17 protein-coding genes are annotated in these 23,048 nt (G+C 65.2%); 10 read left to right on the forward strand and 7 right to left on the reverse strand.

The genetic code is table 11. The features are described 5' to 3' along the window. Positions 1–5: 5 nt before the first annotated feature. Complete coding sequence (gene def / locus GNX71_RS32440) at positions 6–524, reverse strand: peptide deformylase (protein WP_206176184.1); 519 nt, start codon at positions 522–524, stop codon at positions 6–8. A 160-nt stretch (positions 525–684) separates the two neighbouring features. Here def and GNX71_RS32445 point away from each other — a divergent pair, with 160 nt between their 5' ends. The 3 genes from GNX71_RS32445 to GNX71_RS32455 are packed head-to-tail and all read left to right on the forward strand — an operon-like array spanning position 685 to position 3,644. Continuing rightward, positions 685–1,902 carry a LysM domain-containing protein gene (locus GNX71_RS32445; protein WP_206176185.1) on the forward strand — a complete coding sequence of 406 codons (1,218 nt, stop codon included), beginning with the start codon at positions 685–687 and terminating at the stop codon, positions 1,900–1,902. 37 nt (positions 1,903–1,939) lie between these two features. Next, complete coding sequence (dprA, locus tag GNX71_RS32450) at positions 1,940–3,091, forward strand: DNA-processing protein DprA (protein WP_206176186.1); 1,152 nt, start codon at positions 1,940–1,942, stop codon at positions 3,089–3,091. Between the two features lie 34 nt (positions 3,092–3,125). Continuing rightward, positions 3,126–3,644, forward strand: a complete 519-nt coding sequence (locus tag GNX71_RS32455) for a DUF494 domain-containing protein (protein WP_206176187.1) — start codon at positions 3,126–3,128, stop codon at positions 3,642–3,644. 25 nt (positions 3,645–3,669) lie between these two features. Here GNX71_RS32455 and GNX71_RS32460 read toward each other — a convergent pair whose 3' ends face one another. The 4 genes from GNX71_RS32460 to yajC all read right to left on the reverse strand — a co-directional run bounded on the left by GNX71_RS32460 (position 3,670) and on the right by yajC (position 9,542). After that, the gene (locus tag GNX71_RS32460; RefSeq protein ID WP_206176188.1) at positions 3,670–6,114 is read right to left on the reverse strand and encodes a DUF1631 family protein; all 2,445 of its coding nucleotides are present in this window, start codon (positions 6,112–6,114) and stop codon (positions 3,670–3,672) included. Positions 6,115–6,268: 154 nt separating this feature from the next. After that, a complete protein-coding gene (gene secF, locus GNX71_RS32465; RefSeq protein WP_206176189.1) occupies positions 6,269–7,228 on the reverse strand; it encodes a protein translocase subunit SecF in 960 nt (319 codons plus the stop codon). 9 nt (positions 7,229–7,237) lie between these two features. Then, positions 7,238–9,130, reverse strand: coding sequence for a protein translocase subunit SecD (gene secD, locus GNX71_RS32470; protein WP_206176190.1), 1,893 nt, complete (start codon positions 9,128–9,130; stop codon positions 7,238–7,240). Positions 9,131–9,209: 79 nt separating this feature from the next. Next, entirely contained in the window at positions 9,210–9,542 is a 333-nt protein-coding gene (yajC, locus tag GNX71_RS32475; protein ID WP_198788950.1) for a preprotein translocase subunit YajC, read from the reverse strand. A gap of 378 nt (positions 9,543–9,920) precedes the next feature. Between yajC and GNX71_RS32480 the strand changes: the two genes are divergently transcribed. Next, complete coding sequence (locus GNX71_RS32480) at positions 9,921–10,994, forward strand: PDDEXK nuclease domain-containing protein (RefSeq protein ID WP_241027109.1); 1,074 nt, start codon at positions 9,921–9,923, stop codon at positions 10,992–10,994. Here GNX71_RS32480 and GNX71_RS32485 read toward each other — a convergent pair whose 3' ends face one another. Continuing rightward, the gene (locus GNX71_RS32485; protein WP_206176191.1) at positions 10,995–14,606 is read right to left on the reverse strand and encodes an indolepyruvate ferredoxin oxidoreductase family protein; all 3,612 of its coding nucleotides are present in this window, start codon (positions 14,604–14,606) and stop codon (positions 10,995–10,997) included. It abuts the gene before it with no gap. Positions 14,607–14,786: 180 nt separating this feature from the next. On the opposite strand from GNX71_RS32485, the gene GNX71_RS32490 reads away from it, so the two are divergent. The 4 genes from GNX71_RS32490 to GNX71_RS32505 all read left to right on the forward strand — a co-directional run bounded on the left by GNX71_RS32490 (position 14,787) and on the right by GNX71_RS32505 (position 19,535). Further along, the gene (locus tag GNX71_RS32490; protein WP_042577412.1) at positions 14,787–15,263 is read left to right on the forward strand and encodes an Lrp/AsnC family transcriptional regulator; all 477 of its coding nucleotides are present in this window, start codon (positions 14,787–14,789) and stop codon (positions 15,261–15,263) included. A gap of 156 nt (positions 15,264–15,419) precedes the next feature. Continuing rightward, positions 15,420–17,858 (forward strand): M23 family metallopeptidase, encoded by a 2,439-nt coding sequence (locus tag GNX71_RS32495; RefSeq protein ID WP_206176192.1) that lies wholly within the window; start codon positions 15,420–15,422, stop codon positions 17,856–17,858. A gap of 8 nt (positions 17,859–17,866) precedes the next feature. Further along, a complete protein-coding gene (locus GNX71_RS32500) occupies positions 17,867–18,586 on the forward strand; it encodes a hypothetical protein (protein ID WP_206176193.1) in 720 nt (239 codons plus the stop codon). A gap of 106 nt (positions 18,587–18,692) precedes the next feature. Beyond that, entirely contained in the window at positions 18,693–19,535 is an 843-nt protein-coding gene (locus GNX71_RS32505; protein WP_206176194.1) for a hypothetical protein, read from the forward strand. A gap of 17 nt (positions 19,536–19,552) precedes the next feature. Here GNX71_RS32505 and GNX71_RS32510 read toward each other — a convergent pair whose 3' ends face one another. Next, entirely contained in the window at positions 19,553–21,229 is a 1,677-nt protein-coding gene (locus GNX71_RS32510; protein ID WP_206176195.1) for a M28 family metallopeptidase, read from the reverse strand. Between the two features lie 194 nt (positions 21,230–21,423). On the opposite strand from GNX71_RS32510, the gene GNX71_RS32515 reads away from it, so the two are divergent. Continuing rightward, complete coding sequence (locus GNX71_RS32515) at positions 21,424–22,191, forward strand: basic amino acid ABC transporter substrate-binding protein (protein ID WP_206176196.1); 768 nt, start codon at positions 21,424–21,426, stop codon at positions 22,189–22,191. Between the two features lie 85 nt (positions 22,192–22,276). After that, the gene (locus tag GNX71_RS32520) at positions 22,277–23,047 is read left to right on the forward strand and encodes an amino acid ABC transporter permease (protein ID WP_124460856.1); all 771 of its coding nucleotides are present in this window, start codon (positions 22,277–22,279) and stop codon (positions 23,045–23,047) included. Position 23,048 lies beyond the last annotated feature (1 nt).

Below are 23,048 nucleotides of genomic sequence, written 5' to 3' on the forward strand. Positions count from 1 at the left end.
GTTCATCAAGCCCGTTCGCGCATTTCTTCGCGCTGCTGCTTGAGCAGCTTGCTCTTGATGCGGTTGCGTTTCAGCGGAGAGAGGTATTCGACGAACACCTTGCCCAGCAGGTGGTCGAGTTCGTGCTGGATGCACACGGCCAAGAGGCCGTCGGCCTCGATGGTGCGCATTTCGCCGTTCTCGTCGAGCGCCTGGACCTTGACCGAGGTGGAGCGCATCACGCCGTCGTAGACACCCGGCACCGAGAGGCAGCCCTCTTCATTGAGCACCTTCTCGTCGCTCGCCCAGGTGATTTCGGGGTTGATCAGCACGATCGGCTTGTTGCGCTCTTCGGACACATCGATGACAACGAGCCGCTCGTGCACGTCGACCTGGGTGGCGGCCAGGCCGATGCCTTCGGCGTCGTACATGGTCTCCAGCATGTCGGCGACCAGGGCCTTGATGCGCGCGTCGACGCCCTGCACCGGCTTGGCCACCGTGTGCAGGCGCTTGTCCGGGTAACTCAGAATGATTCGTTTGGCCATGAAATCGGGGGGAAGTTGTGGCTATTTTCGCCAATTCCGCGACGCGAGGCCGCCTGCGGACCCGAAAACGTTGCCCTCTCAAGGGCTTCGGGCGCAGAATTCGTAGCAAATTGTGAGATTCGTATGCGCAACGATACGTCGTGCGCTCACCCATCCAGACATGAAAAAGCTCAGATCCACCGAACGCCAGCGCCCCAATTTCCTCGCCACGCTGACCGCCCTGGCGGTAATCGGCAGTTGCGGCGCCACCACGGCCTGGGCTCAAAACTACCCCGTCACGCCGCAGCAGCGCGCCACCGCCCAGCAGACCGCCCAGGCGGGCGTGCCGCTGAGCGAGCTGTCGCCCAAGGCGCCCGACGAATACACGGTCAAGTCCGGCGACACGCTCTGGGCCATCTCCCGCCTCTACCTGCTGCGCCCCTGGCGCTGGCCGGAGCTGTGGGGCATGAACATCAACGAGATCGCCAACCCCCACCGCATCTACCCCGGCCAGGTTCTCTATCTGGACAAGAGCGGCGGCCGGGCGCGCCTGACCACCCGCCGCGGCGGTGTCAGCGGCGACGGCGGCACCATCAAGCTGTCACCACGCACCCGTTTCGATTCGCTGGCCGGCATGGCATTGCCCACGCTCAACCCGAGCCTGATCGAGCCCTTCCTGAGCGAGCCGATCGTGGTGGACGCCGGCACGCTCGAAAGCGCGCCGCGCATCGTGGCCGGCAACGACAGCCGCGTGCTGCTGTCGCGCGGCGACCGGGCCTACGCCCGCGGCAACCCCGAGTCGCCGCTGGTCGAGGTGCCGGGTCCGATCCAGAACTTCCGCATCTTCCGCAATGCCACGCCGCTCAAGGACCCGGGCACGGGCGAAATCCTCGGCTACGAGGCGCAGTACCTGGGCAAGGCCCAGCTGCAGCGCGGCGAATCGACCACCATCGAGACGGTCGAGGACAAGGACATCATCACGGTCGTTCCAGCCAGCATCGACATCGTGGCGTCGCGCGAGGAAATGCGCGCCGGCGACCGCCTGCTGCCCGAACCGCCGCGCCAGCTGCTGAGCTACGCACCGCGCGCGCCCTCGACGCAGGTCGACGGCCGGATCATCTCGGTCTACGGCAACGCGGTGCAGTTCGCGGCGCAGAACCAGGTGGTGGCCATCAACAAGGGCACGCGCGACGGCATCGACAGCGGCCACGTGCTGGCCATCCTGAAGAACGGCGAAACCATCCTCGACCGCACCGGCGCGCGCAAGGAAACCATCAAGCTGCCGAACGAACGCATCGGTCTCCTGATGGTGTTCCGCACCTTCGAGAAGGTGTCCTACGCGCTGGTGCTCGAGATCAACGACACCCCGAAGGCGGGCGACTTCCTCGTCAACCCCTGATCGGCTTTACGGCGCCCACGTCCTCGCCCCTATCCGTTTGGAACGCGCAGAACTCGCAGGCTGGCTGCGGCTTTCACTGACGCCGGGCATCGGCGATGGCGCCGCGCGCAAGCTGCTCGCGGCCTTCGGCCTGCCCGAAGGGGTTTTCGCGCAGGGCGATGCCGCGTTGCGGCAGGTCGTCAGCACCGCGCAGGCCGAGGCGCTTCAACAGGCGCCCCACGGCCTGCAGGCAGCGATCGACCAGACCTGGCAATGGCTGCAAACGGCCGAGGGCAATGGCGTCACCCGCCGCCTCGTCACGCTCGGCGATGCCGGCTACCCCGCGTCGCTGCTCGAAATGGCCGACCCGCCGCTGATGCTCTACGTGCTCGGCGCCGCGGACTTCGACCTGACACAGTTGCAGAACAGCATCGCCGTCGTCGGCAGCCGCAATCCGACGCCGCAAGGCGCCACCAACGCGCGCAGCTTTGCCCGGGCGTTGGGCGATGCGGGTCTGCCCGTGATCTCCGGTCTCGCACTGGGCGTCGACGGCGCAGCGCACCAGGGCGCGCTCGATGCGGCCGGCGATGCGCCGCGGCTCGCCACCGTGGCCGTGGTCGGCACCGGCCTGGACCGCGTGTACCCCGCGCGCCACCGCGACCTCGCGCACCGCATCACCTTGCTGGGGCTGATCGTGAGCGAGCTTCCGCTCGGCACGCCGCCCCTCACCCAGAATTTTCCGAAACGCAACCGGCTCATCGCGGGGCTTGCACGCGGCACGCTGGTGGTCGAGGCGGCCTTGGCGTCGGGCTCGCTCATCACCGCGCGGCTCACCTCGGAACAGGGCAAGGAAGTGTTCGCCATTCCGGGCTCGATCCACTCGCCGCAATCGCGCGGCTGCCATGCGCTGATCCGCCAGGGCGCCAAGCTGGTCGAATCGGTGGCCGACATCCTCGAAGAACTGTCGCCGCTGCGCACGAATGGCGCAGCACACGCGACGCCCTCGAGAGGCCATGCAGCCAACGACACATCCGCCTCCGAGGACCCGCTGCTCGACGCACTCGGCTTCGAGCCCGTGAGCCTCGATGCCCTCAGCGCACGCACCGGCTGGAGCGCAGCCGCGCTGCAGGCCCGGATGCTCGAGCTCGAGTTGGACGGACACATTTCACGCCTGCCTGGCGGCCTGTTCCAACGAATGGCATCCACCTAGCCTGCCTTGCACATTCGTGGGCTATATTGGGCTCATGTTCGAAGTGCTTGTTTTTGTCTACGAAAACTATTGGCGCGGCGATGCCTGCCCCGAACCCGAGCAACTGGGCCGCAAGCTCAGCGCCCACGGTTTCGAGGCAGACGAGATCCGCGATGCCCTTCACTGGCTCGACGGCCTGAGCCTCGCAACGCAGGGCATGCAGCTGGAGCTCGATGCCGACGACGAGGCCACCGCCACGGTCACCTTCCGCGGCGCGCCCGAAGCCTCACTGCCGCAATCGGACGACGCCATGCGCGTCTACTCCCAGGCCGAGCAGGAACACCTGGGTGCCGAATGCCTCGGCTTCATCCGCTTTCTCGAATCGTCGAACGTGCTGCCGTGTGGATTGCGCGAAATCGTGATCGAGCGCGCGATGGCGGCCCCGGGCGATCCGGTGGCGCTCGACGAGCTCAAGATCATCGTGCTGATGGTGCACTGGAGCACCGGTATCGAGCCCGATGCATTGGTGCTCGACGAGCTCTGCGAAAGCCGCGAAGGGCGGACCGCGCACTGACCGAGCCTGCCGCGTCGGCTGGCTGCTAGTTCAGCAACCGCTCCGGATTCGCATCGAGCTTCGCCAGCGCCTCGCGCGTGGCGCGCACCGTGAGCGTCTCTTCCTCGGCCGGCACCAGGAGGCCCGCCTGCAGGTACGTCGCCAACCGCCCCGCCTGGATCAGGAAGCTGCGACCGTCCGCCGTGGCGAACAGGTGCAACTGCTTGCGATCGCTGCGCCAGACGAACTGGACCTGGCTCACGCGGTCGTTGTGGTCCAGCATGAACCAGTTGCCCACCTGCAGTTCGTGCGCCCAGGCCAGCATGTCCTCGGGCACCTGCACACCGGCGGCATCGGGCACCACCTCGATCGAGGCGGCGTCCACGCCCAGCAGCAGCTCGATGCTGTGGGCATCGAGCGGCAGGTCGGCGGTGCCGCCGATGTCGCTCACGAAATCTTCCAGGTGCGCGAGGCGCTCGGCCATCGCTTCGATCTTGGCCTGCGGAATCGCCTCGGTCTTCGACAGGAACGCATCGGACAGCGTGGCGCCGATGGTCTTGATGTGCGCTTCCTGCGGCTCGTCGACGATGCCCAGCAGTGCCATGCCCTGGCGCAAGCGTTGCAGCAGTTGCGGCAGGTCTTGGATGACGCGCGCGCGGTCGGTGCGGTTGGGCTTGGCGCTCGCGGCCCAGACCAGCTCGGAAGCCACGCGCTTCAACATCACCGTCTGCTCGCCCTGCGCACCGTAGCGCAGCGCGGCAATCGCGAGCACCTCGGCCCAGACCTTGAACAGGAACTCGCGGATCTCGTCGCGCACCGGCATGTCGTTGAGCATCTTGCGCAACTCGATGGTGTACTGGATCGCCATCGTTTCCTTCTGCTCGACCTGCTGCGCCACACTCATCACGCGCTGCGTGCTGTCGCTCTGCGTGAGATAGCGGTTGAGGAAGGCGACGAACTCGTCGAACACCAGCTTGAACACGCGCTGGCCGGTCTCGGGGTACTGCTCGATCACCTGCACCACGCGGCGGATCTCGCCTTCGAGCGCGCTGCCGGTGATGGCGGCCGCGTCGAAGCCCATCACGCAGGAGCCCATGCGGTCGATCAGCATGCGCGCGGGGTGCTGCAGCGTGCCGAAGAACTCGGGCTCGGCGATGGCCACGCGCAGCACCGGCATCTGCAGCCGCGCGAACCACACGCGCGCCGAGAAGGGAATCCGCTCTTCCGCAAGGATGGCCTGGAACATGAGCGCGACGATCTCGACCGTGGCCTTGTCGGCCGTGGTGGGCGCACGCTTCTTGAGTTCGGTGCTGCGCCGGCGCAGGTCGACCGCCGTCTGCTGGATGACCGTGGCCTGCTCGCCCGACGCGTCCATGTACTGCGTGGCCGCCATGCGATAGGCCACCTCGGCTTCGGCGATGGCGCCGGCAAAGGTCCTGGAGAACTGCCGCGGAGCGGTGTTGCCGCCGCTGCCCGCGGGGCCGGTCGCGCGGCCTGCCGGCGTGGTGGCAGGCGCGGTGGTCGAATTCTGCGAGCCGGCGTTGGTGTCGCCGCCGATGCGCGCCGTGACGAATCGCTTGAGACTCAACAGCGCGGTCTGGGCGCGCTGCCGCGCGATCGTCAGCGGCGAGCCGCCGATCGTCGACGAGGCGGTGGGCATCGGCACGGTGGCCTGCGGTTGCGACTGCTGCGGCTGTTGCGAATACTGCTGCGCCTGGGCGCCGAAGGCGGGGCGCTGCGGCTGGCCGCCGCCGTCCATCATCGGCGCGGTCGCCGAAGCGGCCCCACCTGCAAACGAGGTGTTGAATCCACCGCTGTTGCCGGCACCCGCGGCATTGCCGGTGCGCCGCACGAAGCTCTTGAGGTCGATCTCCTGCATCACGCCGTTGGCGATCAGGAAGGCGTTGGCGCTCTCGTAGGCCTTGACGATCACATCGATCAGCTGCTGCTGCACCGTGTCCTGCACCCGGGCCCAGAGCTCCCGGCTCAAGCCGGCCGCCAGCCACTGTTCCACCAGCAGCCTGGCCAGCGTCTCGGGCTTGAGCACGTCCTTCGAATCGAGCTCGTTCGTGCCTTCCAGGTGCTGGATGCGCAAGCGCAGGTCGCTGAGCTCGAAGCTCGCCTTGTCATGGATCACCTGCGCGAGGCGCGAGGCGAGGATGTTGGTCTCGACCACCTCGTCGCCGATCAGCTCGAGCCGCAGCGCCGTGGGAAAGGTCGTCAGTCCGCCGGTTGGCGCAGCGGCGCCGAGCGCCTTGCGCCAGCTCGTCTGCGAGAGCGTCACCCATTGCGTGGCCTGGCCCTGGAACGCCACGAAATCGTCGCGGTGCTCCTGCATGGCGCGGGCGTTGCTCACTTCCGAGGCCAGCTGCGTCAGCCGGTCGCGGATCGCGCGGGCCAGCGGAACGATGGCCCCTTCCGTGGCCAATACGAAACGCTCACGCGTCTCGCGTGCGAGCTGCAGGGAAGAGGCGGACCGCGCAATGCTCATTGAAGGATCGGGAAGGCCAGGGGGAACTGTTCATCGGCAACAACCGCGAGCTTGCATCGGGAAGCGCCACCGCACAAGTGTGGACAGTGCCCGGCGTTGCATGCGAACAGCGGTGCGGCCTTGCCGCCCGCTTTGTTGAACCCTGAAGTATCCGTCAGACGACGGCGCCGGCGTTCGGATCGTCCTCGGCGTCGCCTTCGCGCTTGGTCGGCGGGCCACCGCCCTTGATCAGGTCTTCGCGCTTCACGCCCAGCCACATCGCGATGGCCGCGGCCACGAAGCACGACGAGTAGATGCCGAAGCAGATGCCGATGGTCAGCGCCAGGGCGAAGTAGTGCAGCGTCGGGCCGCCGAAGAAGAACATCGACAGCACCACCAGCTGCGTGGAGCCGTGGGTGATGATCGTGCGGCTGATGGTCGAGGTGATCGCGCTGTCGATGACTTCGGCCGTTGTCATCTTGCGGTAACGGCGGAAGTTCTCGCGCACCCGGTCGAAGATCACGACCGACTCGTTCACCGAGTAGCCCAGCACCGCCAGCACCGCCGCCAGCACCGCCAGCGAGAACTCCCACTGGAAGAAGGCGAAGAAGCCCAGGATGATCACCACGTCATGCAGGTTGGCCAGCACGGTAGCCAGCGCAAACTTCCATTCGAAGCGAAACGCCAGGTAGATCATGATGCCCACGACCACCATGGCGAGCGCCTTCAGGCCGTTGCTGGTGAGTTCGTCGCCCACCTGTGGACCGACGAATTCGTTGCTGCGCAGCTCGACCGTCGGCTCGACCGCCTTCAGGGCGTCCATCACCTGGTCGCTCTGCTGGGTCGAGGTCATGCCCTTGTGCACCGGCAGGCGGATCTGCACCGAGGTGCCGAAGCTCTGCACCTGCACCTCCTGGTAGCCCAGCTTGGCGACGACCTCGCGCACCTTGCCGACGTCGGCCGACTGCTTGTAAGCCACTTCCATCACCGTGCCGCCGGTGAACTCCACCGACAGGTGCAGCCCGCGGTGGAACAGGAAGAACACCGCCAGCGCGAAGGTGACGAAGGAAACGATGTTCAGCGCCAACGCGTGGCGCATGAACGGAATGGTCTTGTGGATCCGGAAGAATTCCATGGCGGTCTCTTATTTGGTTTCGGCCAAGACCGCGGCATCGGTGCCATCGGTCTTTGGACGCCAGACCGTGCCGATCGACACGCTCTTGAGCTTCTTCTTCTGTCCGTACCAGAAGTTCACCAGACCGCGCGAGAAGAACACGGCCGAGAACATCGAGGTGACGATGCCGATGCAGTGCACCACCGCGAAGCCGCGCACCGGGCCCGAGCCGAAGGCCAGCAGCGCGATGCCCGCGATCAGCGTGGTCACGTTGGAGTCAAGAATGGTGCCCCAGGCGCGCTCGTAGCCCGCATGGATGGCCGCCTGCGGCGACGCCCCGTTGCGCAGCTCTTCGCGCACGCGCTCGTTGATCAGCACGTTGGAGTCGATGGCCACCCCGATCGCCAGCGCCATGGCCGCGATGCCAGGCAACGTGAGCGTGGCCTGCAGGATCGAGAGGATCGCCACCAGCAGCATCAGGTTGACCGCCAGCGCGATCGACGAGAACACGCCGAACAGCGCGTAGTAGAGGCACATGAACACCATGATCGCGGCGAAGCCGTACATCACGCTGTCGAAGCCCTTCTTGATGTTCTCGGCGCCTTGCGTCGGGCCGATGGTGCGTTCCTGGATGATTTCCATCGGCGCGGCCAGCGAGCCGGCGCGCAGCAGCAGCGCGAGGTCGTTGGCTTCGGCCACGGTCATCGAGCCCGACACCTGGAAGCGGTTGCCCAGTTCGCCGTTGATCGAGGGAGCTGTGAGCACTTCGCCCTTGCCCTTCTCGAAGATCAGCATGGCCATGCGCTTCTTGTAGTTCTCGATGCTGACCTGCCGCATGATGTTGCCGCCCTTCGAGTCCATGGTCAGGTCGACCTTGGGCTGGTTGGTCTGCTGCTCGAAGCCGGGCTGCGCATCGGTGAGGTTCTCGCCGGTGACCAGCACCTGCTTCTTCACGATCACGGCGCGGCCCGAACGGTCGAGGAATTTCTCGGAGCCGAACGGCACCGGCCCCGTGCCCTGCTCGGCTGCGCGGCCTTCGGCGCTTTCGTCCACCAGGCGCATTTCGAGCGTGGCGGTGCGGCCGATGATGGTCTTGGCCTGGGCCGGGTCCTGCATGCCGGGCAGTTGCACGACGATGCGGTCGATGCCCTGCTGCTGGATCACCGGCTCGGCCACGCCGAGTTCGTTGATCCGGTTGTGCAGCGTGGTCACGTTCTGCTTGAGCGCCGCGTCCTGGAAGCGGCGCGCGGCCTCGGGCTTGATGCTCGCCACGATGCGCGACTCGGTGCCCTGCTGGCTCTCGACGGTGCTCAGGTCGGGCATCTGGTCCTGGATCAGGCGCCGGGCGATGTCGAGGCTGGCGGCATCGCGCAGCGTGATCTCGACGGTCTGGCCGTTGCGGTTCACCGCACTGCCGCGCACCTTCTTGTCGCGCAGGGCCGAGCGGATGTCGCCGGCGAAGGACTCGGCCTTCTTGTCCAGCACGCCGCGCATGTCGACCTGCAGCAGGAAGTCGACCCCGCCGCGCAGATCGAGGCCCAGGTACATCGGGAAGGCATGCAGCGCCGTCAGCCAGTGCGGCGACCGCGACACGAGGTTCAGCGCCACCACGTAGGAGGCTTCGTCCGCATTCGGCACCAGGGCCTGCTGCAGCGCGTCGCGCGCCTTGATCTGGTCGTCGGTGGTGACGAAGCGCGCCCGCACCGCGGTCGGCTCGAGTGTCAGCAGGTCGGGCGCGAGGCCCGCCGCCTTGAGCACGCCCTCGACCCGGGCCTGCGTCGACGCATCGATCTTGATGGTGGACTTGGCCGCCGACACCTGCACCGCAGGCGACTCGCCGAAGAAATTGGGCAGGGCGTAGACGAGCCCCACGAGCAGCACGATCACGATGATCGTGTACTTCCAGACCGGGTAACGGTTCATGAGAAAGCGCTTTTCAAGAAACGGGACACGGCGTGAATTGGGGCCCTGCGCCGCAAAGCGCAAGGATCAGCTCACGCTTTTATTTGACGGCGCCCTTGGGCAGGACCTGCACCACGGCGCTGCGCTGGATCTTGATCTCGATGCCGTTGGCGATCTCGAGGCCGAGGTACTGGTCGCCGATCGAGGTGATCTTGCCGAGCACGCCGCCGGCCGTTGCGACTTCGTCACCCTTGGCCAGGGCTTCGATCATGGCGCGGGCTTCCTTCTGGCGCTTCATTTGCGGGCGGATCATGACGAAATACAGCACCACGAACATCAGCACCAGGGGCAGCATGCTGCCGAGCGAGGACAACATGTCGCCGCCGCCGGCGGCTGCGGGCGCGGTCTGGGCGAAAGCAGAGGAAATGAACAAGAGAGTCTCCAGCAGAGGGAAGAGAAGAAAGCGAGAGGAGCGCGGACCGGGCCTGCCATTCCATCTCGGAGCGATCACGGGAAAAACCGGCCGCAAATCAAAGCTCGGCGGGGCTTGGCCACCGCACAGCACCGGGCATTGTATTCGGGGCACGGCGCCGTTCGGAGCGCTATCCCGGCGCGTCGCGCGGGACTTTAGGGAGACTCCGGCAATTTGCGGTTGCTACACATTTGATAGCACTCATCGCAAGTAATGCCGCATCTGCCGCTCTTTTGAGGCAGGCGGGCAACGAAGGCGCAAGACGCGCCGGCAGCAACCAGACAATCCCGCCCGCACGACCTGCAACGCAAGGAGAACCTCACGAGCAAGCGCAACCGCTTGACGACAGCCACCGCCCCAATCCCTCTTCACAGCGGCTCGAACCCGCTTCTGAAGGACCTCCGTCAATTGATCGAGCAGGCCCGGCAAACGGCGGCCGCCGCGGTGAACGCGGGCCTGACGCTCATGTACTGGCGCATCGGCCAGCGCATCCGCATCGAAGTGCTGGGCGGACAGCGCGCCGGCTACGGGGAAGAAATTGTCGTATCGCTGTCGCGACAGTTGGCGAGCGATTACGGGCGTGGCTTCGAGGAGAAAAACCTCCGGCGCATGGTGCAGTTCGCCGAGGTGTTCCCGTCCGAGGAAATTGTCGTACCGCTGATGCGACATTTGAGCTGGACGCACTTCCTGACGCTGCTGCCGGTCAAGGATCCGCTGGCCCGCGACTTCTACGCGCAGATGTGCCAGCTGGAAGGCTGGAGCGTTCGCACGCTGCGGGAGCGCGTTGGCTCGCTGCTTTACGAGCGCACCGCCCTGTCGCGCCAACCCGAAGCGCTGATCCGCCAGGAGCTCGGCGAACTGAAGAACCAGGAGGCCCCCACCGAGCCGGCGTTGCTGCTGAAGGATCCCTACGTGCTCGACTTCCTGGGCTTGCAGGACCGGCACCTGGAGAAGGACCTCGAAGACGCCATCCTGCGCGAACTCGAAGCCTTTCTGCTCGAACTTGGCGCCGGCTTCAGCTTTGTGGCCCGCCAACGCCGCATCCAGCTCGACAACGACGATTTCTATATCGACCTGCTGTTCTACAACCGCAAGCTGCGCCGCCTGGTGGCGATCGAGTTGAAGCTGGGCGAATTCCGCGCCGAGTACAAAGGCCAGATGGAGCTGTACCTGCGATGGCTGGCCCGCCACGACCAGGAACCCGGCGATGCGCCGCCACTGGGCATCATCCTTTGCACCGGCAAGAAGCAGGAACAGATCGAGCTGCTGGAGCTGGACAGATCAGGCATCCACGTGGCGGAGTACCTCACCGTCCTGCCGCCGCGCGAAGTGTTCGAACAGAAGATCCACGGCGCCCTGATGGCCGCCCGAGCCCGGCTGGAAGGCCGGCTCGAGAGCGACAGGGCCGGCTGATCAGGCCGCCGCGCGCTGCCCCTGCGGGTTGCGCCACTTGCCCATCAGCTCGCTCCAGCGGGTGCGGGCCGCCACGAGGTTGCGATCCTTCACATGCCCGTAGCCACGGATCTGCTCGGGCAGGCTCGCGATCTCCAGCGCCAGCGCGTGGTTGTCGGCGCGCAGGGCGGCGATCACCTCGTCGATGCTCGCGCGGTAGTCCACGATCAGCGCGCGCTCGGTCTTGCGCTCCTCGGTGCGGCCGAAGATGTCGAGCGCCGTGCCGCGCAGGCCCTTGAGCTTTGCGAGGAAGCGGAAGCCCGTGAGCATCCAGGGGCCGAACTTCTGCTTCTGCAGCTGGCCCTTGGCGTTCTTCTTCGCAATGATGGGCGGGGCGAGGTGGTAGTTGAGCTTGTAGTCGCCTTCGAACATGCCTTCGACGCGGTCGAGGAACGAACGGTCGGTGTGCAGGCGCGCCACCTCGTACTCGTCCTTGTACGCCATCAGCTTGAACAGGTAGCGTGCCACCGTCTCGGTGAGTGCCGTCTTGCCGACCAGCGACGATTCCGCCTGCTGCACCTTGGCGACGAACTGCTTGTATTCCTCGGCGTAGGCGGCGTTCTGGTAGCCGGTCAGGAACTCGACGCGGCGTGCCACCAGGCTCTCGACCGTCTCGCGCTTCTTGAACTCGATGACCTGGCCCGGGCGCACGCGCTTCTGCAGCTCCTCGGGACGCACTGCCGCCTGGCGGCCCCATTCGAAGGCGGTCTTGTTGTTCTCGATGGCCACGGCGTTGAGCTCGATGGCGCGCATCAGCGACTCGTGCGCCAGCGGGATCCACCCCTTCTGCCAGGCGTAGCCCAGGATCATCGGATTGACGTAGATGCTGTCGCCCATCAGCGTGGTCGCGGCCGCATCGGCGTCGAAGGTGCCGATGCCGTCGATACCCACGGCGCGCGCGATCTCGGCGGCACAGGCGTCTTCGGGGTTCTGCCAGTTGGCGTTGCGCACGAAGGCGGCCGTCGGCGAGCTGTGGCTGTTGAGCGCCACGTGCGTGCGCCCTTCGCGCATGCGCGCCATGGTCTCGCCGTTGACGGTGACCAGTGGATCGCAGGCCAGGATCAGGTCGGCCGCCGCGGTGCCCACGCGCGTGGTGCGGATGTCGTCCTGCGTATCGCCGATGAGCACGTGGCTCCAGGTCGCGCCGCCCTTTTGCGCCAGGCCCGCCGCGTCCTGCGTGACGATGCCCTTGGCCTCGATGTGCGCGGCCATGCCGAGCAACTGGCCGATGGTGATGACGCCGGTGCCGCCGACGCCCGCCACCACCACGCCCCAGACCTTGCCGCCGGCCAGCGACGGAATCGCGGGCTCGGGCATCAGGCCGAACTCGGCGGGCGTGGCGCCCTTGCTCTTGCTCTTCTTCTTGAGCTGGCCGCCTTCGACGGTCACGAAGCTCGGGCAGAAGCCCTTCAGGCAGCTCATGTCCTTGTTGCAGCTGCTCTGGTTGATGGTGCGCTTGCGGCCGAATTCGGTCTCCAGCGGCTCCACGCTCAGGCAATTGCTCTGCACGCTGCAGTCGCCACAGCCTTCGCACACCAGTTCGTTGATGACCACGCGCTTGGCCGGATCGACGGCCGTGCCCCGCTTGCGGCGGCGGCGCTTCTCGGTCGCGCAGGTCTGGTCATAGATGATGGCCGTGGTGCCGGCCATCGCGCGGAACTCGCGCTGGATCTCGTCGAGCAGGTCGCGGTGTTTCACCTGCACGTGGTCGCCCGGAATCGAGACGCCCTCGTACTTCTCGGGCTCGTCCGTGACGATGACGACCTTCTTCGCGCCCTCGGCATGCAGGCTCTCGGCAATCTGCAGCACCGAATGGCCTTCGGGCCGCTCGCCGACCTGCTGGCCGCCGGTCATTGCGACCGCGTCGTTGTAGAGGATCTTGTAGGTGATGTTCACGCCTGCCGCGATGCTCTGGCGGATCGCGAGCAGGCCGCTGTGGAAGTACGTGCCGTCGCCCAGGTTCGCGAAGATGTGCTGGTCGGTCGTGAAGGGCTGCTGGCCCACCCATGGCACGCCCTCGCCGCCCATCTGCGTGAAGCCGATGGTGGAGCGGTCCATCCATGTCGCCATGAAGTGGCAGCCGATGCCGCCCATCGCACGCGAGCCCTCGGGCACCACGGTGCTGGTGTTGTGCGGGCAGCCCGAGCAGAACCACGGCTGGCGCGTGGCGTCGGCCACGCTGGTGGAGGCCTGCTGCACCACCATCGAACGCTCCTTGGCTTCGAGAATGGCGAGCTGCGCGTCGATGCGCGCGGTCATGTCGGCGCCGGCCGCGGCCAGGAGGCCGGTCTTCTTGAGGCGCAGCGCGATCGCCTTGGCGATCATCGCGGGGTTCAGGTCGGCGTTGGCGCGCAGCAGCGTGTGCGAGGTCGGGTTCGGCACCGACCATTCGCCGCCCGAGTAGCCCTCGGCCGCATGCACCTCGCCCTCGTCGAACTTGCCGACCACGTTGGGCCGCACGTCCGAGCGCCAGTTGTAGAGCTCTTCCTTGAGCTGGTATTCGATGACCTGGCGCTTCTCCTCGACCACCAGGATTTCCTGCAGGCCGGTGGCGAATTCGCGTGTGAGCTGTGCCTCCAGCGGCCACACCACGCCCACCTTGTGCAGGCGGATGCCGAGCTGGCGGCAGGCCGCGTCATCGAGCCCCAGGTCGAGCAGCGCCTGGCGCGTGTCATTGAACGCCTTGCCGCTGGCCATGATGCCGAAGCGGTCGTTCGGGCCTTGAATCACGTTGTGGTTCAGGCGGTTGGCGCGGATGTAGGCGAGCGCGGCATACCACTTGTAGTGCATGAGCCGGGCTTCCTGCTCCAGCGCATGGTCGGGCCAGCGGATGTGCAGGCCACCGGGCGGCATTTCGAAGTCGGTGGGGATGACGATCTCGACGCGCTCCGGGTCGATCATGGCCGTGGCACTCGACTCGACGATCTCCTGGATCGTCTTCATGCCCGACCACACGCCCGAGAAGCGGCTCAGCGCAAAGGCGTGGATGCCCAGGTCCAGGATTTCCTGCACGCTGGTCGGAAAGAACACCGGGGTGCCGCAGGCCTTGAAGATGTGGTCGCTCTGGTGCGCGGCGGTGGAGCTCTTGGAGATGTGGTCGTCTCCGGCCACCGCGATCACGCCGCCGAATTCGGTGGTGCCCGCCATGTTGGCGTGCTTGAAGACATCGGAGCAGCGGTCCACGCCCGGGCCCTTGCCGTACCAGATGCCGAAGACGCCGTCGAACTTGTTGGTGCCCGCGGGCGAAAAGCCCAGCTGCTGGGTGCCCCAGAGCGCGGTGGCCGCGAGCTCTTCGTTCACGCCGGGCTGGAAGACGATGTTCTGTTCCTTCAGGAACTTGCTGGCCTTCCACAGCGCCTGGTCGTAGCCGCCGAGCGGGGAGCCGCGGTAGCCGCTGATGAAACCGGCGGTGTTCTTGCCGGCCTGCTTGTCGCGCAGTTGCTGAAGCATGGGCAGCTTCACGAGGGCTTGCACGCCGCTCATGAAGGCGCGGCCGTAGTCGAGGGAGTATTTGTCGTCGAGCGTGACGGTCTCTAGCGCGCGGCGAATGTGCTCGGGCAGCGGGGCGTTCATGTTGTCTGTCTCCGTATTGGCAGGGCCTTGTGGGCCTGGCTGGATTGGCTGTGGGTCTGTGCCCGGTAGGGCGCGAGCCCATGATCACGCAAAGTGTATGCCGGGGTTCGCGACAGGTGTTTGCGTTCTTTGCCCCGAAAAACGCGCTTCCAGAAAGAATCTTGCTTAATATCCATCCCCATGGAAAGCATTGACAAGTTCGACCTCGCAATCCTGCAAGAACTGCAGGCCGATGGCCGCCTCACGAATGCCGAGCTTGCGCAGCGCGTCGGGCTCTCGGCCGCGCCCTGCTGGCGCCGGGTGCGGGCGCTGGAGGAAGCCGGCTTCATCAAGGGCTACCGCGCCGAGATCGACCGCCACAAGATCGGGCTGGGCGTGCTCGCCTTCGTGCGCGTGGACACCGAACGCGTCACCAACGAGGCCACCCGCAAGCTCGAGGACGCGATCCGCAAGATGCCCGAGGTGGTAGCTTGCCACTACATCAGCGGCACCGGCACCTTCGAGCTGCAGGTGGTGGCGCAGGACCTGAACGGTTTTTCGGCCTTCGCAAGGCAGCACCTGATGAACCTGCCGAACGTGAAGGACCTGCACACGAGCTTCTCGCTGGGCGAGGTGAAGGCGAGCAGCGCGTTGCCGCTGGGGCATCTGGCGAAGTAGCGGCGCGGCCTCCAGCCCATGACTTTTGCCCGCTTCGCGCGGGTTTTGTGCGCGCCCTGCATGCAGAGGTGACCATTGTTGGCATTGCGAAATCGGTGAGCCGACAAGACTGTGGAGACCCGGCCGGGACAGGCCCGGCCTTCCACTTTCTTCTTCATGGTTCGCATGATCCTCAGCCCACCCTTTCTGCCTGCCCGGGCTTCGCAATCCGAAGCGGCCTGGCTCGACGCCGCGATGGCGCAGCCGACCTCCCGGCTCTCGAGTACCAATGCCCCCGAGGGCTCGTTTCCCCTCAGCCTCCGGCTGGCCTGGCACAACGGCATCCACATCCAGGCGCCGCAGGCGGCGGGCGCGTACCTGCCGGTGCGCGCCATCGCGGATGGGACCGTCGTCTTCGTGCATCCGCCAACCGCGCCCAACAACGACATCAACCATGCGCTCAACTACAACCCTTTCCATGGCGGCACGCCCAGCGCAGCCTGGACCAGCGACGGCTTCGTCGTCATCGAGCACAAGGGCGAGATCGGGGCGGCGGGGGCAGTGGCGACAGAGTTCGTCTACTACAGCGCGTGCATGCACCTGGGGAGCCTCGCCAATCACGCAAGGACGCGCCGGCCACTGAAAGCCGGCGACTTCGTCTACCGCAAGGAAGCGCTGGGCATGCCGGGCCAGATCTACGGCCATGACGGGCAGGTTCATTTCGAGATCTGCTGCGACGAGGTGAATCTCGAGAAGCTCACCACCCGAAGGCGGGACTGGGCCGATCCACTGGCGCCCCAGCCCCCTGCCGCGAACGGCCGCACCGACAGCGTGTTCGGGAGCCTCTACACCTACCTCCCGGCGGGCACGCCGACCCGCTCGAGCCAGCCGGCCAGTCACCTGCGCTCGGCAGCCCACGCGGGCGGCGCGGCGAGCGCCGCCACCGACCATTTCCTGCCCGACACCTTGCGCGCCGCGCAGTGGGTCCAGATCACCTACGAGCGCGGAAGCGCCACCTTGACCAGCTACGACAGGCTGGGCGCGCCGATCGGCCAACCACGCAACGACAGCCGGTATGACTACATCTCCACCGCGGCCCGCCCCGGCGCCTCGCAGAGCTTCGAGTACGACCTGTCCGCCATCGCCAATGACCGGCACGGCTCCCTGGACGCAGCCACGCAAGCCACGAGCAGCCCGAGCGGCTGGTACGAGCTCCTGCGCTTCGGCCGCAACCTGGGCCCCGACGCGCTACCCGCCAACGCGGCCCACTGGCGAAAGGTCGCCACCCCGGAGGGTGTGCTCTGGGTCGATCTCAATGCGCCCGGAACTTTCAAGTTCAGCGATGCCGATTTCCTGCCGGTGACGGGATGGAACTGCTTCGACGACGACCCCACGAAAAACGACCAGCGCTGCGATTCGCTGCGCCTGAAGACCCTAATCCGCGATCCGGACCGGACCAACGAACGGCGCATGGAGCGCGCGCAACTGGCGCGGCGGTTGGGAGAAGCCGAGGTGCGGCACAAGTTGCGCCGGGCTATCTGCAAGTTCCCTAGTGAGTGGGACCAGACGAATGTCGAGTCACGCTACGGATGGCTGGAGACCGAGGACTTCAAGCCGACGGACGACGACGCGACGGGAGCGAAGAAGTGGGAGCGGTTCGTGAAGCATGCGAAGGCGGTGACGTTTCTTGAATTACCGAATGCGTTTCTGAAGGCGGACTGGCGGTTTCATCCGCGGGAATTCGTGGGGCATATGAGGCAATGCGGGTGGTTAAGCAGGAGAGGAATGGAGCAGATCTATGAAAATCGCGCCGATAGCGCTGACAACGCGCGAATACTCCGGGCCATCAAGGAATATCAGGTTCCTTTTAATTTCATGACAAGAAAGTATCTCTTGAACACCCCAAGCAGATTGCCACACATATTAGGACAAGGCGCAACTGAATCCGACTTTTTGAAATCGATGCAAGAAGACGCCATGATGGGCAGCGCAGTGAATGGTGAGGTTCACGGCAGAAAAGGCGCCGTCGACCTTCAATCAATACGCAATGAGGCTGAATTTGGGCATTGGTGGGGATTTCTCCCCAATGAACGAGTGGATTGGTACGGCTCGAAGAAATTCAACAGCAAAGGAACCCTCATAGCAAGCTCGTACAACTGGAGAATGGGAAATCTTGGCGATCCCGATGCGCAAAAATTTCGCGGCAGAGGGTTCAAGCAATTGACTGGCAGAATCAATTACGTCCAATACTGGGTTTATCGGGGATGGCTCGCCTCTAGCAGTTTTGACGATCAATGGTGGAGCGATCCACAATATATCGCCAAAAACTCCGTTGGCATGAAGAAAAGACCGGGCGTCGTAGACAACCCGGATCTGGTCGGAGCATTTCCCTATAACTGCATGGATGCGGGAGGCTGGTACATGACATTTCAACGATCCACGGTACTCCGAACGATGGACAGCGACATGCATCACGTGGCTGTAAGCCCAAGCGATCAAGCCCAGGAAGCTGCAACGTCCAAAGCGGTCACACGTGCGATCAATGGAGGGGAGATCAATTGGGACGGTAGGCTGAAAAATACCAGAACCGCAAAACGAATTCTCCTCGATCAATAAAGATGTTCATGATTAAAAAAACCATCGCCATCTCATTTTTACTTGCTGCATCCTCGATTTGCCTGTCGCAAGAGGTGATTGTCCTAAAAAGCGAAAACCAGATCCTAACGCTCAGCAAGGGCAATGAATCCTTGAGGTGTTCGGTCGATTTGCAGTTTGAAAATTTTCGCCATTCTGATGACCGGCATTTTTTGATCTTCAAGCACATCGACCAAAAATACAAGATCCCGCGCTATACCAACTTCATTAACCTATCCGACGCATACGCTCAATGTCGCGAAAAATCGAAGATCCGAGTTGTGCATGAATCGTTCGACGACAATATCTTGGACCTTAACGAAAAAGGGCAAATTTATGTGACTCATTTGCAAGATATGTACAAAACAGGAGGCCAGACATTGGCCTTTCGCACATCGATCGCGGTAAAGCGCTTGCCTTCCCTGAAAGAAATCATCTTTCCTTTCAGCATCAGGAAAAATGACACCGAAAGCATGGCCCGAAAAAGAATAGACCATCTCCCTCATCGAATTTCCTATGATCCATCGGCCATTCCAGATGTTGTTCAGGTGATATCGAAAAGTGGGAAATTCATCGCGCCCGCCGGGGTTTGGTGTGACGGAGAAAGGCCTTACGAAGATATTTGGAGTATTGATACGCGAAGAAAAATTTCCACAAAAGAAATTGAAGTGCTGAAGCGCAAGAACATCCAATGTGAAGATCTTTTTTGACTGACCCTCCATAGCCAGTAACGCGCCGACGCTCCTGCCAGCCTGAAATCCTCCTGAGCGGTATGCGAGCATCCACCCCCTCACCGAGACAAGAAGAGGGAGCCGCATGAATCTCGACCCCAGCCGCCGCGCAGTGGACCATTTGCAGCAAATCCGCCTGCTCACCGACGCCGAACACGCGGCCGCCACCAACGATCCGGAGTTACCCAACGCCCTGTTTCGCACCCCAGCCGAAGCCCTCGCCTGGGTCGTCGCCCGCGAGCTCGTTCCGCAAGCGCAACTCGCCGACCTCCCCGCCCGCGCCGCCGCGGGCCAGGAGAACGAAGCCCAAGCCATCGTCTCCGAAGCCACTGACCTCATAAGCGGCGAATTCCCGCTGCCGCCCTGGGCACAGTTGCACATCCGCCTGCTGGACCGCCGGGTGCACGACGGCGTCAGCGCCAACGCGCTCGACCAGTTGCTGGCCCTGCAGTTGATCGACGCAGCGCAGCACGCGCACAGCCTCTCGATGCTGCCCACCCACGAGGAAACCTGGGCCGCGCCCGACTCGCTGCCCGCCACGCTCGCCTGGACGGTGCTCCGGTCGGGCGCGCTGAGCGAGGACGAACTGAAGGCGCTGGCCGGCCGCGGCGCGCACCCCGACATCGTCGCGGACGCCATCGCCCGCATCGACGGCGCGAAGACCACGACGCGCGTGACGTCGACTTCGACGACGTTCTCCCTCGATTCGATGGACTTCAGCACCTCGTCGTCCTCGTCGACGTCTTCCTTGCCGTCCGTGCCGTTCGTCCTGCCTCCGTCTTCGTCGTCGCCATCCACCTCGCAGACGCGAACGTTCACCTGGACGTCGTCCTCGACTTCAGGGCCGGCCCCGAGCGGCTGGAAGAAGAAGATGGTCGGCGTCGTCGTGGTCGCGCTGATCGCGCTCTACCTTCTCTTCGGTCGCTGAAGCAGAAAGAAGCCAGATCAGCGTCGCTCGCCGCGGCTCGCCTCGCGCGTCGCGCGGAACTCCGACCCTTGTCCCCATTCGGGCCAGCGCTTGCTGTTGGCCAGCGTCTCGCCCACGCGATAAAGCAGCGGCAGGTCGTGCGCCATGCCGGTGAAGGACCAGTCGGCGCGCCATTCGTCGGCCGGCTGGTGGTAGCGCTCGGCGGTATAGGCCTTGGCGGACGCTTCGCCGGCGGCGAGGCCGCCTTCCACCCAGTCGTTACCCGAGGCGAAGGAGAGCGCCGGCACGCCGCGCTTGGCGAACGAGAAATGGTCGGAGCGGAAGAAGTAGCCGGCTTCGGGATGCGGGTCCGGCGCGTAGGCCAGGCCGACGCCCTTGGCCTGTTCGACCAGCAGGTCCTGCAGCTGTGAAACGGCACTGCCCGAGGTGCTGAAGTTGCGCGCCGGGCCTTCGGGGCTCAACGCGTCCATGTTGATCACCGCCACGGTCTTCGCCAGCGGGTACAGCGGCTTGGCGCCGTAGAACTCGGAGCCCAGCAGGCCGCGCTCCTCGGCGGTCACGGCGAGGAAGACGACGGAGCGCTCGGGTTTCTTCGGCGCGCTGGCGAAGGCGCGGCCCATCTCGATCAGCGCCGCGAGGCCGGTGCCGTTGTCGACCGCGCCGTTGTAAATCTTGTCGCCCTTGGCGTCGGGCGCGCCCACGCCCAGGTGGTCCCAGTGGGCGCTGTAGATCACCGTCTCGCCGGGGCGCTGGCGGCCCTCGACGCGGCCAACCACGTTCTTTGAGACGATCACTTGCCGGTCGATCGCGTACTCGGCTGTGAGGCTCGCGTCCTTGAGCAGCTGAGGCTGGAATTCGCGCGTCTGCGCGAGCTTCTTCTGCGCCTCGAAGTCCAGGCCCGCGCGGCGCAGCAGCTCGACCGCCACGTCGCGCTGGATCCAGGCTTCCAGCTTGGGATGCACGGCGGCCGGCTGGTCGCGCTCGATGTCGAGCATCGTCGCGGTGTTGGAGTTCTTCACCGTGGCCCAGCCGTAGGCGGCGGGCGCGGTCTCGTGCACGATCAGCACGCCCAGGGCGCCGCGGCGCGCGGCCTCCTCGAACTTGTAGGTCCAGCGACCGTAGTAGGTCATGGCCTTGCCGCCGAAATCGCCGCTGCCGGTTTCGAAATCGGGGTCGTTCACCAGAACCACGGCGATCTTGCCCTTGAGGTCGACGCCCTTGTAGTCATCCCAGCGCCGCTCGGGCGCGCTCACGCCGTAGCCCACGAAGACCAGCGGCGCCTGCTGGATCGAAACAGAGATCGAGCCGTCCATCGCGGCGCGCACCGCGATCTGCTCGCCCTGCACCAGCGCGTCGCGCTGCGTGCCCACCTGGAGCGCGAACTGCGGCGTGCCGCGGAATTCGGTCTTCACCAGCGGCACCGATTGCGTCCAGCCGCGCTTGCCGCCCTCGAGGTCGCCGCCGGGCACGAGGCCCGCGGCCTTGAACTGGGCCACGAGGTAGTCGACCGTCTTCGCCTCCGCCGGCGTGGCGGGCGCGCGGCCCTCGAAGTCGTCGCCGGAGATGGTCTTCACGATCTGCGACAGGCGCTGCGGATCGAAGCGCGGCGCCGGGTCGGCGGCCAGCGCGCCCGCGGCGCCGCATGCGAGGCCGATGCCGAAAAGAAACGAAGGAAGGGCAAGCCGCTGGGTCATGCGAGGCTCCTGAATGGGGAAGCCCCGGATGCTAGTCAGCAAGCCACGGTCAACGCGCCATACCCTCGCGCGCTCCCGGAGAACCTTAGTTAGCGCGCGCCCTGGCACGCTCCGTGCGGGCGGTGCGATAGCGCAAGCCTAAAATCCCCGCCCACCACATGCATCCCGCCACCGCGGACAAAGAGGACCCTCGAATGAACCCCATCCGCCGCGCCCTGGCTTCCGGCCTTGTCGGCCTCGCTGCCGTCACGCTCGCCTTCGGTGCCCAGGCCCAGAACCGCGAACTCACCGTGGCCTCCAGCGCCACCTACGCGCCCTTCGCCTTCGAGAACAAGGACAAGCAGATCGTCGGCTTCGACATCGACATCATCAACGCCATCGCCAAGCAGCAGGGCCTGAAGATCAAGATCGTCAACACACCCTTCACCGGCATCTTCGGCGCGCTGAACAACGGCGATGTCGACCTGGTGATCTCGGGCGTGACCATCAACGACAAGCGCAAGCAAAGCTACGACTTCACACCGCCCTACTTCGCGGCCCGCCAGCTGATCGCGCTGCCGAAGAACAGCACGGTCGCTTCGCTGAAAGACCTGGCCGGCAAGAAGATCGCCGTGGTGAGCGCCTCCACCGCCGACGACATCGCCTCGCGCGAGTTCGGCAAGACCAGCCCCAACATCCGCCGCTTCGAGAGCACGCCGCTCATCATTTCGGAGCTGGCCGGCGGCGGCGTCGATGCGGCCATGGGCGACAACGGCGTCATTGCCTACCGCGTCGCGCAACACGCCGACCTGAAGACGCTGGACGACAAGTCCTTCCCCGAAGAGGGCTTCGGCATCGTGGTGAAGAAGGGCGACAAGGCGCTGCTCGACAAGCTCAGCGCGGGCCTCGCGGCCATTCGCGCAGACGGCAGCTACGTCACGATCTACAAGAAGTGGTTCAACAAGGACCCGAACGTGCGCTGAGCCGCACGGCACCTGTGACCCGATCACGGCCGCCCTCGAAGCGGCCGTTTGTTTTTTCGAGAGTGATGACGCGAAGGCGATGAATATGGAACAACCGATCCTGCTGTTTGGATGGTTCCGCTGGGACATCCTGGTCGAATACAAGGACCTGTTCTGGCAAGGCGCATGGATGACGCTGCGCATGACGGTGGTGTGCGTGCTGCTGGGTTCGAGCTGGGGCCTGTGCCTCGCGCTCGCGCGCCTCGCGCAGCCTCGCCATGCGCCGTGGACCTGGGTCGCGCGCTTCTTTTTGCGCTGGCCGGCCACGGTGTACGTGAGCTTCTTTCGCGGCACACCGCTGTTCGTGCAGATCCTGCTCATCCACTTCGCGGTGATGCCGGTGTTCATCCACCCGACGAGCGGCCTCCTCATCGACGGCGAGCTCGCGCGCACCTTGAAGCAGGAGCATGGCGCACTGATCTCGGGCGTGGTGGCGCTCACGCTCAACTCGGCGGCGTACATCTCGGAGGTGTTCCGCGCGGGCATCCAGTCGATCTCTCGCGGGCAGTTCGATGCGGGCCGTTCGATCGGCTTCTCGCCCGCGCAGGTGATGCGCTACGTGGTGCTGCCGCAGGCCTTCCGCCGCATGCTGCCGCCGCTGGGCAACAACGCGATCGCGCTCTTGAAAGACACCTCGCTCGTTTCCGCCATCGGCCTGGCCGAACTGGCCTATGCGGCGCGCACCGTGGCCGGGGCGTATGCGCGCTACTGGGAGCCGTACCTCGCGATCTCGGTCATCTACTGGGTGATGACGCTGGTGCTGACCACGATGCTGCGACGCCTCGAACACCGCCTCGCACGCAGCGACCGCGGTTGAG

Origin of the sequence: Variovorax sp. RKNM96, from assembly GCF_017161115.1 — a bacterium.
Lineage (GTDB): Bacteria > Pseudomonadota > Gammaproteobacteria > Burkholderiales > Burkholderiaceae_C > Variovorax.

Excerpts from the sequence above, each read along its gene's own strand:
- GNX71_RS32515 (WP_206176196.1), top strand. The coding sequence starts at position 21,424 with ATGAACCCCATCCGCCGCGCCCTGGCTTCCGGCCTTGTCGGCCTCGCT.
- GNX71_RS32485 (WP_206176191.1), bottom strand. The coding sequence starts at position 14,606 with ATGAACGCCCCGCTGCCCGAGCACATTCGCCGCGCGCTAGAGACCGTC.
- GNX71_RS32490 (WP_042577412.1), top strand. The coding sequence starts at position 14,787 with ATGGAAAGCATTGACAAGTTCGACCTCGCAATCCTGCAAGAACTGCAG.
- GNX71_RS32510 (WP_206176195.1), bottom strand. The coding sequence starts at position 21,229 with ATGACCCAGCGGCTTGCCCTTCCTTCGTTTCTTTTCGGCATCGGCCTC.
- GNX71_RS32500 (WP_206176193.1), top strand. The coding sequence starts at position 17,867 with ATGATTAAAAAAACCATCGCCATCTCATTTTTACTTGCTGCATCCTCG.
- secF (WP_206176189.1), bottom strand. The coding sequence starts at position 7,228 with ATGGAATTCTTCCGGATCCACAAGACCATTCCGTTCATGCGCCACGCG.
- GNX71_RS32460 (WP_206176188.1), bottom strand. The coding sequence starts at position 6,114 with ATGAGCATTGCGCGGTCCGCCTCTTCCCTGCAGCTCGCACGCGAGACG.
- GNX71_RS32455 (WP_206176187.1), top strand. The coding sequence starts at position 3,126 with ATGTTCGAAGTGCTTGTTTTTGTCTACGAAAACTATTGGCGCGGCGAT.
- def (WP_206176184.1), bottom strand. The coding sequence starts at position 524 with ATGGCCAAACGAATCATTCTGAGTTACCCGGACAAGCGCCTGCACACG.
- GNX71_RS32495 (WP_206176192.1), top strand. The coding sequence starts at position 15,420 with ATGGTTCGCATGATCCTCAGCCCACCCTTTCTGCCTGCCCGGGCTTCG.
- GNX71_RS32505 (WP_206176194.1), top strand. The coding sequence starts at position 18,693 with ATGAATCTCGACCCCAGCCGCCGCGCAGTGGACCATTTGCAGCAAATC.
- secD (WP_206176190.1), bottom strand. The coding sequence starts at position 9,130 with ATGAACCGTTACCCGGTCTGGAAGTACACGATCATCGTGATCGTGCTG.
- GNX71_RS32520 (WP_124460856.1), top strand. The coding sequence starts at position 22,277 with ATGGAACAACCGATCCTGCTGTTTGGATGGTTCCGCTGGGACATCCTG.
- GNX71_RS32445 (WP_206176185.1), top strand. The coding sequence starts at position 685 with ATGAAAAAGCTCAGATCCACCGAACGCCAGCGCCCCAATTTCCTCGCC.